This is a genomic window from Lactiplantibacillus nangangensis (assembly GCF_005405065.1).
Taxonomy (GTDB): Bacteria; Bacillota; Bacilli; order Lactobacillales; family Lactobacillaceae; genus Lactiplantibacillus; species Lactiplantibacillus nangangensis.
Window position 1 is genome coordinate 122204 of sequence record NZ_BJDI01000009.1, and the last position, 14175, is coordinate 136378.

Annotated in this window: 11 protein-coding genes; 2 read left to right on the plus strand and 9 right to left on the minus strand. The window is 47.1% G+C overall.

What is annotated here, in order from left to right:
- Positions 1-5 precede the first annotated feature (5 nt).
- The 9 genes from FFM70_RS08950 to FFM70_RS08990 all read right to left on the minus strand — a co-directional run bounded on the left by FFM70_RS08950 (position 6) and on the right by FFM70_RS08990 (position 11537).
- A complete protein-coding gene (locus tag FFM70_RS08950) occupies positions 6-2240 on the minus strand; it encodes an alpha-galactosidase (RefSeq protein WP_137616534.1) in 2235 nt (744 codons plus the stop codon).
- A gap of 661 nt (positions 2241-2901) precedes the next feature.
- A complete protein-coding gene (locus FFM70_RS08955; protein ID WP_137616509.1) occupies positions 2902-3354 on the minus strand; it encodes a DUF3284 domain-containing protein in 453 nt (150 codons plus the stop codon).
- Positions 3355-3379: 25 nt separating this feature from the next.
- Positions 3380-4681 carry a PTS sugar transporter subunit IIC gene (locus tag FFM70_RS08960; RefSeq protein WP_171002341.1) on the minus strand — a complete coding sequence of 434 codons (1302 nt, stop codon included), beginning with the start codon at positions 4679-4681 and terminating at the stop codon, positions 3380-3382.
- A gap of 91 nt (positions 4682-4772) precedes the next feature.
- A complete protein-coding gene (locus tag FFM70_RS08965; protein WP_137616510.1) occupies positions 4773-5798 on the minus strand; it encodes a LacI family DNA-binding transcriptional regulator in 1026 nt (341 codons plus the stop codon).
- A 198-nt stretch (positions 5799-5996) separates the two neighbouring features.
- Positions 5997-6620 (minus strand): hypothetical protein, encoded by a 624-nt coding sequence (locus FFM70_RS14095; protein WP_223877468.1) that lies wholly within the window; start codon positions 6618-6620, stop codon positions 5997-5999.
- Positions 6621-7463: 843 nt separating this feature from the next.
- Positions 7464-7832: a DUF1304 domain-containing protein gene (locus FFM70_RS08975; RefSeq protein ID WP_137616511.1), complete on the minus strand. Its 369-nt coding sequence runs from the start codon at positions 7830-7832 to the stop codon at positions 7464-7466.
- A gap of 79 nt (positions 7833-7911) precedes the next feature.
- The gene (locus tag FFM70_RS08980) at positions 7912-9051 is read right to left on the minus strand and encodes an MFS transporter (RefSeq protein WP_137616512.1); all 1140 of its coding nucleotides are present in this window, start codon (positions 9049-9051) and stop codon (positions 7912-7914) included.
- Between the two features lie 176 nt (positions 9052-9227).
- Entirely contained in the window at positions 9228-10733 is a 1506-nt protein-coding gene (locus tag FFM70_RS08985; RefSeq protein WP_137616513.1) for a multicopper oxidase family protein, read from the minus strand.
- 243 nt (positions 10734-10976) lie between these two features.
- Positions 10977-11537, minus strand: a complete 561-nt coding sequence (locus FFM70_RS08990) for a M57 family metalloprotease (RefSeq protein WP_137616514.1) — start codon at positions 11535-11537, stop codon at positions 10977-10979.
- 240 nt (positions 11538-11777) lie between these two features.
- Here FFM70_RS08990 and rpiA point away from each other — a divergent pair, with 240 nt between their 5' ends.
- A complete protein-coding gene (gene rpiA / locus FFM70_RS08995; RefSeq protein ID WP_137616515.1) occupies positions 11778-12455 on the plus strand; it encodes a ribose 5-phosphate isomerase A in 678 nt (225 codons plus the stop codon).
- 135 nt (positions 12456-12590) lie between these two features.
- Entirely contained in the window at positions 12591-13811 is a 1221-nt protein-coding gene (locus tag FFM70_RS09000; RefSeq protein WP_137616516.1) for a hypothetical protein, read from the plus strand.
- The last annotated feature ends 364 nt before the right edge of the window (positions 13812-14175 follow it).

A 14175-nucleotide genomic window follows, 5' to 3' on the forward strand; every position in this document is an offset into this window, starting at 1 on the left:
TCACCTCAATTAACTGCGACTAAATGGTAAACATGTGATTGAAAATCACCGCGTAATTCTGCGGTATCAGCGTTCGCACCGTTGAATTGATACGGTTCTCGTAACCCGAACTGCTGTAATAAACGCCCACTGACAACGGGGCCATCATCGATCTGGTAGTTCTGATCCGCAGCAACCGTTGGCAACTTAATGTGATTCAAAACGGCTGAATTCGGTGTTGCGAGCTTCCGATAAAAGCCCACGAACAACTCGGTCTTTGCCGGATTGGCGACGCTCCAAGCCACGGTGTTAGCCATTGGATCAATGGACCGCAGTTGCCGAAACTCACCGTTCACTAGCAACTCACGGTGTTGCCGATAAAAGGCGATATTGGCTTTTATGGCCGCCATTTCGTCAGCGGGCAATGCCGTAATATCTAATTCATAGCCTAGCGGGCCAAAATCACAAACATTTTGCCGCATTGCGAGTGGCGTCACACGGCCAACTTGGTCGTTAGGCACTGCTGAAACGTGATTACTAAAGGCCGATAGTGGATAGGCCAGCGCACTACCAGATAAAATGGACAACCGTTCGACGGCATCACTATCATCACTCGGCCACATTTGAGGGCTATAAAATAATATGCCAAGATCAAAGCGACCGCCACCACCGGCACAACCTTCAATTAGTAAGTCTGGAAAATCAGTCAAGATTCGCTGATACAAATCATAGACGCCGAGCATATAGCGATGGAAGAATTCCGTCTGCGGGCGACCGTTTTCGGCTAAGTATGGCGAGTAAGCTTCGGTGATGTTCCGATTCATATCCCACTTGATAAAGTCGAGCTTTGCGGCTTCAATGACCGGCTTAATTTGTGCATAAATGGCGTCAACCACGGCTGGATTAGCAAAATCGAGCACGTATTGCCCGCGACCAATCGACGTCCGCGGATAAGGATGGCGCACGACCCACTCTGGGTGGTCATGATAGAGCGGCGTATCTGGCGAGACCATTTCTGGTTCGAACCAGAGCCCCATCTGTAAGCCCAGCTCATGAATCTGTTGCGCAAAGTGACCAATACCATTTGGAAACTTGCGGCGATCCACCCGCCAATCACCGAGCGACGTCCGATCGTTGTCACGGTGGCCGAACCAGCCATCATCGACCACGAAACACTCCATACCGAGCTGCTTAGCTCGTTGTGCCAGCGTTAATAGGGTCGTTTCATCGAAGTTGAAGTAAGTTGCTTCCCAGTTGTTAAAGACAATCGGTCGTGGCCGTTTTTGCCATTGGCGATCGGCAATTTGTTGTTGCGCAACGGCTTGCGTCTCGGCCATTAACCCGTTGACACCGCTAGCGCTGTAATAAAGCAGTGCTTCGGGGGTACTGAACGACTCTTCCGGCGTCAATTGCCAACCGAAATAAGCCGGACTAATCCCCGTCATCAACCGTGTTTTGTGCCATTCATTCACCTCGACCTGACTCAAAAAATTACCAGAGTAGATCAAATTGCTAGCGTACACGTCGCCATCAGTCAGACTGTGACTACGCATCAGCGCGACAAACGGATTGTGTTGATGGCCGGACGCGCCTTTCAGTGATTCCACGGACACCGTACCTTGTTCTAAATTATGAAATTTGACGTGGCGTTCTTTCAGCCAAGCGCCGCCCAAATTGACCATTTCAAAGTCGTCATCCGGCAGTTCCAGCACGCCACTCATCATGTTTTGAATCATGACTGGCTTGTCTCCTAAATTAGTCAGGGTACTGCTGCGCGCAATCACGCCATGCGACTTAAAAATCGTATAGTGTTCGACCAGCTTCAACTGATGGGCTTCATCAATCAACGTAATCGCCAATTGTTGGGCTTCTTGTGACCCCACCGCGTAAGTCGCTGGCCGCGCTAATGACCGCGGCTTCGTATCAGTGATCGTATAACTCTGATAACTGAAGTCTAAGTACCAAGGATCATTGTCGCAAGAAACATCCAAGGCACCGCGGCGAAAATCTGACGAGCCATAAACGGGATATTCCTGCGCTCGGTCAGCCAAATTGAAGTTGCCAGATTCTGGCGAATATTTGACCGTCCCCGCTGATTTACTCTCCTGCGTCCGTAAATAAGCTACCTCATCCGCGGTCAAATAACCCAGGGCTTTACCATAGTATAGATGGCCTAATTGTCTATTCGCCATGACGGTGATCACATAACTGATTTTATCGTTATGCAGATGAAACACATTCTCACCAATTAACTCAATCATCGCTTTACTTTCGCTCATACTTACTTCTCCCACTTTCTCATGCCGTTTTTGGATTGTTTGATTGTTATTCGGTTCAGATCCAGTCGCCTCCAGCAATTTAGGGTGCTGCTGTGAGGCAGACCTGGAGCCAAAGAGCGTTCTCCAGGGCGACTGGACACTTTGCCAAACCCGCAAAGCGACCCCAAATTGCTTCCGGCTAGTCACTTGTCGAATTCTTATGCTATTTACAAAATCGATGGCTACGTTTAATAACAAAAGCAGTGATAAACACTATCAACAGATAGTCATTCCTGATCGCATTTATTCATTCACCAGTTTATGCCTACATCGCACCAAATAGTTGAAATTCTGTCAGGACACACCCACAAACTTCGTCCAAGCTGTTCTCAAATAGAACACCACTTCAGCCGAGAGGGCCGTCCCAGTTAGGGCTCAGTGGTGAAATTTGACTTGGTTGGCGGTGAGCTGCCGGCGACCTAGTCAAAGGCCGATTTTCGAGACCGCTTTTTGGCTCGAAAACGTGCCCACCACGTTCCAGCCCTAACTGGGACGGCCCGGCAGGCGGCAACCAACTACTATCTCGCCGTCATTTAACAATGACTAAAAGAACTCACACTAATTAGTTACGCAAACTAATCGGTAATGAGTTCTTCAATCAAAATTAATTAGTCGCGGTTTGGGCTAAATGATCTAAATAAGTCATCCGTTTACGTACGCCCCGGTTATAAAAGAACTTGTAGAGCAACCCGAATAACATAAAGTTTGCTTGACTGCGATTATTATCAAAAACATTGCGTTCCGAATAGGCTAGCACATCTTTGTCCCGGCGATTCTTAGTAAACTCGAACGTTTGAATAATACTCCCAGCTGGTTGCTGTGTCTCCAGCTGAAAACGCTCGTTCGGAATCATCTCTTTGACCATCATATAGTCTCGGGTCGGTTTTTTACTCATCTTCGTTGCTAAGTGAGCCTTGATCGTCGTTCCTGGGCTCAGTGCTTTGATGGCGGGATCCGTCCGTTGAAAATATGCCAATTGCTCTTGGACCAAAACCCGATAGATCGCCGCGCGATTCGCCTGATAAGGATAGTTATATCTTAAAGTATCAGTTCTCATTGTCCGTACCTGCCTTCTGCTAAATCTATTCTGTCAAATCATCTTTAGTTGGGTTCAATTCTTCTTTGGTCCATTCACGATCCAAAGCCTTCAAGAATGGAATCCAAATTAACGTCATAATGACAACATCTACCAATTGTAGAATCGCGCCACGAATGGACCCAGTACCTAACCAACCAGCTAAGAAGATTGGCGTCGTCCAAACGACGGTCGCACCAATTGGACGTGGCACTAAACCAGTCGCAATCGCAAAGTATGAGACGGTCGTTGACGCTAATGGTGCGACGACCCATGGAATAAAGAGGACTGGGTTCAAAACAACTGGTAACCCATAAGTCATTGGTTCTGAAACGTTGAAAATCGCTGGTGCAAAGACCATCTTCATGGTCTTCTTCATCCGGACTGATTTGGCAAGGAAGAAGGCCATCATGATCGCACAACCTAATTGCATCCCTTGGTTAACGAAAACGCCCATGAAAGTCGTGTTAATAATATGTGGTAATTGAGTTGCGCCAGCCTTGTATGCTTCATAGTTTTGAATGGCTAAAGCACCCATGATTGGGTCAATGATCGAGTTAACTAACAAAGTCCCATGAATCCCAAACCACCAGAACAATTGCGTGAAGAAGACGGCAATCAAGACAGCTGGTAACGTGCTCCCTAAGCCCATCAGTGGTTGTTGTAAAATTTCATAAACGAAGTCGACGGCATTACCCCATTTAGTGAAGGTAAAAGCGTAACGAATAATGTTGAATATTAACAATGGTGCGGCACCAGGAATGATCGCAATAAAGGATTCGGCAATCATTGGTGGCACAGAATCTGGCATTTTGATCGTAATGTTTGCGGCACTGATCTTGCAATAAATTTCAGTCGAAATAATCGCAACCAAAATCCCAACGAACATCCCTTGTGCCCCTAATTTTGAAATCGGTAAGAACGCGCCGGCTTTAGCATCGTTGCCAACTGGCAATAACATAATGAAACTAGATAACGCAATTGCCCCAGCGAAAATCTTTTGCTGCCCATAATGACCAGCTAACTGGTACGCAATCCCGAAAACAATAAAAATAGCGGTAATCGACATGGTCGCGTTGCTGACGGGACCAAAGAAATCAGTTAAGAAGGTGTTGACCCCTTTCGGCACCATCTTATCAAAACCAAACGTGGTTGGGAGATTTTGGAGAATGACCATAATCGACCCAAACATTGTCGCTGGAAAGGCAACCATGAACCCATCACGCAAACTCAGCAAATATCGGTTACTCCCGATTGATTGCGACGCTTTGGACATGCCCTCCTTGAATCCAGAACCAAACATTTTCATTTTACTCACTCCTACCTTTTAGTTGCAAACGCTTACAGAAGCTACTATAAGTGTTTAGTAAACGTTTACACAATAGGAAAAATAAAAAAATTTAAATTTCTTTTTTAACTGATTCCCGCAGCATCAACTGGCTCCCACAAACTAAGTGTAAAACCATCTTGTGTGGTTCAATCATGCGATCACGTGCAACTTTCACCGCCGTTCGGCCCATTTCCTCCGCTTCCATCCGTACGCTTGACAAGGCTGGCACCAAATACTGATTCATTTCAACGTCATCAAAACTGACGACCGAAATATCGTCTGGTATCCGTAATCCCGCGTTATTAATCGCCTTATAAACCCCCATTGCCATCGGATCACTGGCAACCACAATCGCGGTCGGGCGGGTGTCCCCAGCTAAAATTTGGCGCGTCAGTTGCATCCCAGACTCTGGCGTCCACTGCCCAATCTTCGTTTGCGCGGGTAGGTCATGGAGTTTCATCCAGTTACGGTAGCTCATCGCACGAATCTCGTTTTCGTCGCGTACAACACTGCCGTCTGGACGCACAATGCTGCTTTCGCCACCCACAAAGGCAATTCGGCGATGACCAAAATCATAGAGTTTCGTCAAGATATCGGCAGTCTTTTCGGCAAAGTCCGTCCGAATGACATCAACGCCATCATGCTTGGCATAACTATCCACCAAAATGAGATTTTTATTTTGAGCCATAATTTTGTCAATCGCTGGTTGCGTCATTTCACCAACCATCACGACTGCGCCAAATTGACTCAGTTGATCCCAGTCTTTTTCTGGATCTCGCATCCCAAACGCTTTAATGACGCGAATGCGCCACTTGGCAGCTTCTTTTTCAATACCGCGACGAATCTCATGGAAATAGGGATCTTGTAACTCAGTTTCCAGATTGTGACGTAAAATCAAGCCGATGCTCATACTGTCATGATTGTAACGTGGTCCCTTCTTGCTAGCTTCTTTGGAATAGTGCATCCGATTGGCGATCTCAATCACCCGTTGGCGCGTATTATCATTAATACTAAACGTTGGATCATTATTTAAGATACGCGACACGCTGGCCGGTGAGACCGTCGCCATGCGTGCAATATCACGAATACTAACCATTATTTTCACCCTCTCAAGTTGTTTACTGTTTACACTTTACACCTGGTCTGCTTAGAATACTACCCTTTTTCTGTAAGCGCTTTACAAAATAATGATTGGGCTAAACTGACCACATCAATGACCACGTTCAATTTCACAACCATTATCTGATTGGTCTAAAAAAGCCCAATCAGTCCGCCTGATCAGGCTTGTATGCGTTCAATGCGTTGAAAGTTGTCCCAAAATATAAGTCGCAATCAACCCAACCAAAATACCGGCAATAGCTGTAATTGCCAAAATCCACCAACTGATCAAGTCAACACCGAGGGCAAAGAACGACCGATTCCATGGCCCCCAAACTGGTAACCACGCGCCCAAGAGATGCAGTTTCAAAAAAGCGCCTGCAATCAGCGGTCCGCTAATCAATGTCGCCACAACGCCGCTCATTTTCCCATGACTCGCCAAGACTAATGAGATCAAATTTGGAAAATAGACGACGATATTGACTAATAACAAGGCCAGCGTAAAGTGATAGCCCCAACCCATTGCCTGTCGCATGTGGTCGCAATCATGAATAGCAATCACTTCTAGCATCGTTAAATTCGTCAAAATCAGCGTATAAATCTGTACCAATGACGGCTGATGCCGTGACAGAATCCGATTCTGGCGAGCTGCATGCAGTGCCCACCAACCAAGCACCACAATTGTCAACCCTAACAGACCATGGATAACAACACCGAACGGGCTCTTACCAAGCCACATCAACCAAGTTGCCACCACTTCGGTCACACCGAGCGCTATGATCAAAAGCCAACTCACTACTGTTGCTAGTCGTGATGTCATCCTGAACATCCCCTTCGAGTTAGTTACTATAGCTAAATTGTAACGCTTTCATTAGTAGATTAATACCGCTCTGAGCAACGTTTATCGACTAGTAAATAACAGTAATTTGCCGCCTACCGGTCGGTTCGTTTAGGGCTGGAACGCTGTGAATCGTTTTTGAGCCAAAATGCGGTCTCAAGAGCCAATTTTTGACTAACCGCGAAAGCCCACCGGCTAAGTCAAATGCCACGGCTGAGCCCTAAACGAACCGACCTCACGGCTAAAATCGAGTCCTAAAATTCAAATCTACTCATACTCTGAAAAACATGGCTAAGCTTCCTCAACTAACCCTTAACGCCGACATCGTTCTGATAACATTTGCTTTCTTGAAGACCGCTTCTTTCTATGATGATGTGTCATAACTCATTTAGAGATACAGGATAACCATTCTTTCTGCAATTATAAATTCCGTACTACTGAACCACTCTCGGCAGTCAGTTTTCACCGATTCGACCACAAAAAAGTCTGTCATCACTCAAGTTGAGTCACAACAGACTGTTCATTATCATCTAAAATCCACAACTACCCTTAACACCGCAGTATCAAAAAAATCGTTTCTAACACTTACTTAAAGCAAAACCAGATCAATCATCCAGAGCTGTTACCTAGCCGGAGGTTACCACTGATGGCATCGGCCGTGAAGGTGGCGTTTGATCGGCTGATTTTCGCCGATCTTACACCACGGACCGGTCGGGACAATTGCGGGTTTGGCAACTGTTCCGGGCGAGGCCCAAGACGTTTCTCAGGCTTGGGCCGGTCCCTCGACCGCATGTCATCAGCGGCAACCGGAGGCGGCAAGTCTCACTAAGCTAAATAAACTAAAATAAATGCGATAATTGCCGGTAAGCCTTGCACCACAATAATTGACTTGCTGACCGTGGCGCTGCCGTAAATGGCGGCCACAATGATGCAAGCCAAGAAGAACATCGTGATGCCAGCACTGGCAACGGCTGGCACAATAAATAGTGCGAAAAGTAAGCCGACCGCTAAAAAGCCATTGTATAAACCTTGATTCTTAAATAGTGTCTGCACTTCGGGTGTCTTCAATAACTCCCGCGGGACACCAAAAGCCTGTGCCGCCATATCACTATCAGCGTTAAACATCTCTAACCATAAGATAAAAAAGTGTTCCAGCGCGACTAAACACGCCATAATTGTTGCTGCTATTTGCATCTTAAGGACCCCCTGTCACTCATTTGCAGTTCCCATTCTAACAGACTAGCCCCCGAGTTAACAGTATTTCCAAACGGGGTTAGGCGACGCGTCGGCTGCAACCCATCGCTAAACCGATATAGCATAGCCCAACAATCGACAACACCCAAAACATCCCTTGATATTGCAATAGTTCTACTAACCCACCAAGCACCACGGCGCCAAGTCCCATGCCCAAGTCATAGGAATTTAAAAACATCCCGGTAGCGGTATCGCGATTTTCTAACGTCGTTACTTTGAAAACCCACGCCTGTAGGGTCGGATAGATTGCGCCATCGGCCACACCATAAAAAATTCCTGCGGTGATCAATAACCAGTTACTACTAATTACCGCAATCATGACCAGACCCACCGTCAGGAGTACCGTGCTAATTAGCAAAACTAGCCGCGGCCCACGCTGATCAAAGGAACGCCCAACAATTGGCCGAATCACGACACCGGCAATGGCGGCCACAAAAAAGAACCATGAAATAGCGGTTAAATGCTGGGCTTGCGCGTAAATTGGCGTAAATGTCATGACGCCACTCATCAAGACCCCTAAAATAAAGACCAAGCTACATTGCGGCATAAATTGGCGATCAAAGACCGGCGCTTTCGTCGTCGGCTTGGCCGCTGACCGCGGTGACCGAGTCGTGCCTAAAATTGCCAGCATCGCTAAAAATAGAATCCCAATACAAGTGACAAAAAAAGCGGCAAATGAAACGCGTTGCACAATCGCTAAAGCGAGTAATGGCGCCAACGAGGCAGTCATCATCGTACCAATGCCAAAATAGCCCATCCCTTCACCAATCTTGTTAGCGGGCAATTCATCCGCCGCCGAAGTCGCAAAGTACGTCGTCGTAATGCCGTGGCCGAGCCCATTAAACAGCCGCAATAAAACGAGGAGACCAAAGCTCCCTAACAGCGGATACCCGACCGACGCTAACAAATAGAGTAAAATCCCCACAACCAGTAACACTTTTTTACTAAATTTGCCTGAAAACCACGGCACAAATAACCGCGTCACCAAGGCCGCAAACATGATGGCGCCAACAAAAATTCCAATTTGCGCTGGGGTCAGTCCCAACTGCTTTCCAAATAATGGCAAGACTGGCACTTGCATGTTATAGACCATGAATAATAGCGCATTTCCAATCAAAATTAAAATGAAATTACGACTCCAATATGATGTTGCTTTCACGACATTTCCTCCCTGAGAAGACAAAAAACGGCCAGATAAGATTGCTAGTGCTCATCTTATCTGGCCGTAACCCTCCGATACGCCGCAGCGTACCTTATCTAACTGTAATGTCTTCCGATAGTTTATTTAATTGGCTTTATTTTAGCGTACTTTTTTACTGAAAATCAAGCCTTAATTTACATTCCTGGCATCCAAACATCTTCCGGCTTAACGCCCTGTTCTTCGGCAAACGCGTTCCGTAAGGTTTCCATATCCATTAAATGATAGGTCTTTGGGTGCGCTGGATCATAAGCCTCGATCTGTGCCATCATCCCGCCATCTTCATGTTCAATAATGTGACAATGGTACATGTAGACCCCCGTCAATTTGAACCGAACTTTAATGCGGACGGTTTCACCCGGATTGACGCCAACCGTATCCTTCCAACCATGTTCATTTGGATAAACTGGACCGTCATTCCGTGCTAAGACCGTAAATTGCGTCCCATGTACGTGGAAGGGGTGAACCATACCGTTTTCAGTGCTATTCGTATTCGTAATTTCCCAAATTGCAACATCGTTCACTTTTTGACGGGCATCGATCCGTTGCATATCAAACTTCTTGCCGTCCATCGCAACTTCTTCGTCCATCCCATCCATCGTGATCTTCCGTACTGGTAAGCCAGGGGTCGGCGTTTCGTCAGGAATATCAACTAAATGTTCAGGAAGTTGCGTGTCATCAGGCGCAAAGGCTTTGATGCGGAAATGAACCAATGGGGTCTCATCCGTCATTAAAGTCACTTCATCGCCGGGTTGATAGTTGCCAAAATCAATAACGATTTCATCACGTTCGGCACAAGTGACCATCAATTTGGTCAGATAAACTGGCGTTGGCATGATACCCCCGTCTGAAGCCACTTGGGCGAATTCGAGACCATCGTCAAAATGAAGCCGCCACTCACGCCGGTTTGACCCATTTAAAAGCCGTAACCGCACACGTTGCGTCGTGACATCGAAATAAGGATTGACCGTCCCATTGACTAAGGCTGTATGCCCTTGAACCCCATCGGGATCATAATCGACACGATAATCGAATTGATTATCTTCATGAAATTCACGGTCTTGTAAAACCATTGGAATATCATCGACACCATAATTGCGAGGTAATGGGAGTTGATCTTCCACGTCATCTTTAATGAGCACCATCGCTGCCAAGCCTTTCCAGACTTGGGTCGCCGTCGATGGGCAGGGATGCGCATGTAACCAAGTCGTTGCGGCCGGTTGATCAACATCGAAATCAATATGATTGGTTTTTCCAGGATAAACGGGCGCATGGCAACCACCATCCGTAATTGGCCCTGGCACATTCAAACCATGCCAGTGGAACGTCGTCAATTCCGGTAACTTATTTCTCAAATCGATATGCGTGTGTTTACCATCGCGAAAGACAATCGTTTGGCCTAAGAAACTCGCGTTATAGCCCCAAGTCTTCGTCTTCTTGCCCGGTAAAAATTGCGTCTCGCTAGCTTCCGCCGTCACGGTATAATAATCATCCGTCGCCGTCTGCTTGTCCGGCTTCAACAATGGCGGTACCGCTAACGGTTGTGGCGCAATTTTCGGCGTCACTAGCGGAATATAGCCCCCATCATGAGTATTGTAAGCTGGTTCATCAAAAAAATAATCTGTATAGACTTTCTTTGCCATCTCGACATCCCCTTAAAATTCTAAACATCAATTATCAGTTGAATCCCTGATTGGTGTCAGCGCTTACTAACACGTAACTTTAGTTTAGAATTCTTTTAAACAGGTGTCAACGGACACGAAAAAACCTCGACCAAAAATTAGCCGAGGCTAACGGGCACCGCGCTGGTGAAAAAATGGCTGTGGGGTCCGACGCCGTACCCATTAAATCGATAGCTAACCACCAACCGTGGTCAAAAACTAAGCTTACGAATGTCTACCAACTGGCGTATGATACCGTTTCCTGACTGCGGTCACATCATTATGACTAATGCCGTTATAACGATTATTGGCTAGCATCACACTGTTTCTCGCAGTGCTATGTTGCAGCCCCATCACATGACCAAGCTCATGTTCGGCCACGTGAATCTGATCAGCAGTCGTGTAATGATACGTTGATAAATTCCGAGCTAACAACAAGACCTTTGCTTGTGAATAGTAGCCATTTCGCGGCGCCGTCGTAAACGTGATCCCGGCCAACATGTGAAATTGGCCAGTAGTCGAATTGCTCGTCGTCAGGGTAACCTGGTGATGGGCTGAAGACCCCTGGACAAATCTAAATTGTCCAGTTGAATTCCACGCTCGAATTGCCGCCGCATAAACACTGCGATAATGTGATGACCCACTGACCACGTATGTGACCCGTGGTTCTCGCCAGCGGCTCGTCCCAAACGGCGTTGCCGCCGAAGCATCCGCGACGACCCCAACATTCAAAACAATCGTCGTTGTCAGCACTAACACACCTAATCGAATTCGCTTTCTCTTCATTGCCGTTACCTTCTTTCACCACAATTAAGGTAGCCATCAATGTACCGTCATTCTAAAACGGACTATTGAACGAGTGTGATTCTACGGTTCAATTTATCAGAAAATAAGGCAATTAATTGTCGACCGCTCGTAAGTTAATCGCGCTTTCTGAAAGCTAGTGCTATTATGGAAACAATTAGCGCTGGTCAGCAATCTTTCACCAGCCAGAGCGACTCATTATCTACGTAGGAGTGATCATAAATGTCCATTAAACAAGCAATCGTGCAACAAGCCTTACCCTTAATTCAACCCGGAATGGTCGTCGGTTTTGGTGGCGGATCGACCGTCGCCGAACTCGTCAAAGAAGCGGCCAACCACGTCAACGATATTCAAGTCGTGACCCCGTCACCAACCACGCGCCAACTAGCGACCGTGCTCGGCTATACCGTCATCGACCCACAATATTGCGACCGTGTCGATATCGCCTTTGACGGCTGTGACCAAATGGATACGCATGGTTCCGCCTTAAAAAGTGGAGGTGGTATTCACGCCAATGAAAAGATCATTGCGACTTTGGCCGACAGCTACTGGCTATTAACGGTCCGCTCACGGTTAGTTCAAGACCAATTCGACCCTAAGACCCCGCTTGTTTTGGAAGTCTTACCGAAAGCACTCGCTCTGGTCATGCGCGCCATTACTGAGCACGGCGGTCAAGCAAGCATCCGTACCGCTGCCAATCGTGACGGCATGACCTTAACGGATAACGGCAACTTTTTAATTGATTGCCATTTTCCAAGCTATAACCAGCTAGCAACGTTAAACACCGAGTTTGCCACTTTAGCAGGTGTCGTCGAAACTTCTTATTTCGACCACCTAGTGACTAACGCCATTTTAGGTGATGAAGCAACCGGCATCGTGACGCGCCTATTTGAAAAATAATTTTTAATCGTTCGTACTAAACCTACGCAATAATAAAAAGCAATCCGAGCTTAATATCGATAAATTTAAATCATGATATTTTTACGACCTGCGACCAATTCACGTCGAACTGAACACAGAAAGTTGGAATCTTAAATGTCCGAATTGCTCATTATTATCGTAATTGGCCTTGGTTTAACCATTGGCTACTTTGGCGTGCGCCACCAACTTGATCAGCGCCAACTAATCGATTTTCAGCAACGCTACCACCGTACGATGACGCCGTTACAAATTCGTAAAAGCCGTCGTTTCTTTTTCCAGAGTGAGGTCCGTAAATCTGCACGAATGCGCCAACGACAGTTGATCATGCAGATTGGCCGCTGGCTCACGATCGGCGGCCTGGTCTTAATTGGCGCCCAACTATTAGGCCTGCCCTCGTTCAGTGATGATGACCAAATTTGGTTTACCCTAACTTGGACGTTGATTTTAGTTGGGGTCAGCTTAGCCGGTAGTATGCGTTGGCTGTTGAATCGTGAGTTATATACGCTTACTGCCCCCGACCCTGCGATTGATCACGTCGACTTAACCACGACCCCCGTCCACCTTGGACAACGCTTAGGCCGGCACCAAGCTGGGCTCATGATTAGTTTAGTTATCCTATTGCTCACGTTCACGATTGGAAGTGTCACCGAAACCATTTCGCCAGCCTTGCTGAATCAAAATGCCAGCGTGTTGCCATTTGGGTCGCGGTGGCATTGGCAATTGAGTTGGTCAACCAAGACTAAAGCCACGCCGTCAACTGCCAATACCACCAGTCAAACGACGGCAGCCACTGAAGATCGCCGTTCAAGCAGTCAACCTAACGCGGGAACAGCGACTCGTCAACGTAACGAAAGTGTCAGTGAAACAACTCATACCCGGGCGTTTCACGACGCTGCCTTTGTTCGAACCCTGCCGTCGACTAAGCAACGCTACTTAACCGAGCAAGACCAAGTCGGTCTGATTTCGATGTACTATTTAGCGGTGACTCACAGCGATCCAGCGGGGATTGAAAACGATCCGGGCACTAAGTACACTTATCACCGCATCAGCAACTATGCCCCAACGACTTATATTTTGACCGAAAAGGCTATTAATGGGCATCAGACATTTACCTATCTTGCCCAAATCGATGATCAGCAAGTTGTGCGACTATACCATTTCAAGCAGCCGGACGGCGCCTTGACCGACCTGCATGGGTTAGTCCCGAAATATACCGAGTATCCCAATTCAGCAGTGAAATTGGGGCAACTCATTACCGGCTACTATTCCGACCAAGATGGGCCTTTCCACCGCACCATGTGGGCCATGCAACCCGGCCAGCCTTGGCAATATTAAGACTATTTTCATCACCACGAATTAAAACAGGTCGTGGTGATTTTTTGTTCTTCACCAATACCAAACCGAAATCTACAGCACCGTTGCCGCTTAACCAACTCAATAATCGAGGCTAATCCAAGCGTAGTCAGGCAGGTTTGGCGTCCCGTGTCGAAATTGTTGGCCAGTGTTTTAGGCTGGCTTACAATTTGCGGCGTCCTTAAAGACGTGGGCTGTCGGCTTTAAGGCGAGGCTTCCAGACCGCTTTTTGGCTGGAATCGGTCGCCACAGGACACCGAACCTGCCTGACGGAGCGACGCTGACAACCGACAACACTATCTGTACAAAAAATAACCCAATGACCTTAACATCGCTAAACAATGTC

Coding starts and splice junctions, on each gene's coding strand:
- FFM70_RS08950 (WP_137616534.1), bottom strand. CDS start 2,240: ATGATTGAGTTAATTGGTGAGAATGTGTTTCATCTGCATAACGATAAA.
- FFM70_RS08955 (WP_137616509.1), bottom strand. CDS start 3,354: ATGAGAACTGATACTTTAAGATATAACTATCCTTATCAGGCGAATCGC.
- FFM70_RS08960 (WP_171002341.1), bottom strand. CDS start 4,681: ATGAAAATGTTTGGTTCTGGATTCAAGGAGGGCATGTCCAAAGCGTCG.
- FFM70_RS08965 (WP_137616510.1), bottom strand. CDS start 5,798: ATGGTTAGTATTCGTGATATTGCACGCATGGCGACGGTCTCACCGGCC.
- FFM70_RS14095 (WP_223877468.1), bottom strand. CDS start 6,620: ATGACATCACGACTAGCAACAGTAGTGAGTTGGCTTTTGATCATAGCG.
- FFM70_RS08975 (WP_137616511.1), bottom strand. CDS start 7,832: ATGCAAATAGCAGCAACAATTATGGCGTGTTTAGTCGCGCTGGAACAC.
- FFM70_RS08985 (WP_137616513.1), bottom strand. CDS start 10,733: ATGGCAAAGAAAGTCTATACAGATTATTTTTTTGATGAACCAGCTTAC.
- FFM70_RS08990 (WP_137616514.1), bottom strand. CDS start 11,537: ATGAAGAGAAAGCGAATTCGATTAGGTGTGTTAGTGCTGACAACGACG.
- rpiA (WP_137616515.1), top strand. CDS start 11,778: ATGTCCATTAAACAAGCAATCGTGCAACAAGCCTTACCCTTAATTCAA.
- FFM70_RS09000 (WP_137616516.1), top strand. CDS start 12,591: ATGTCCGAATTGCTCATTATTATCGTAATTGGCCTTGGTTTAACCATT.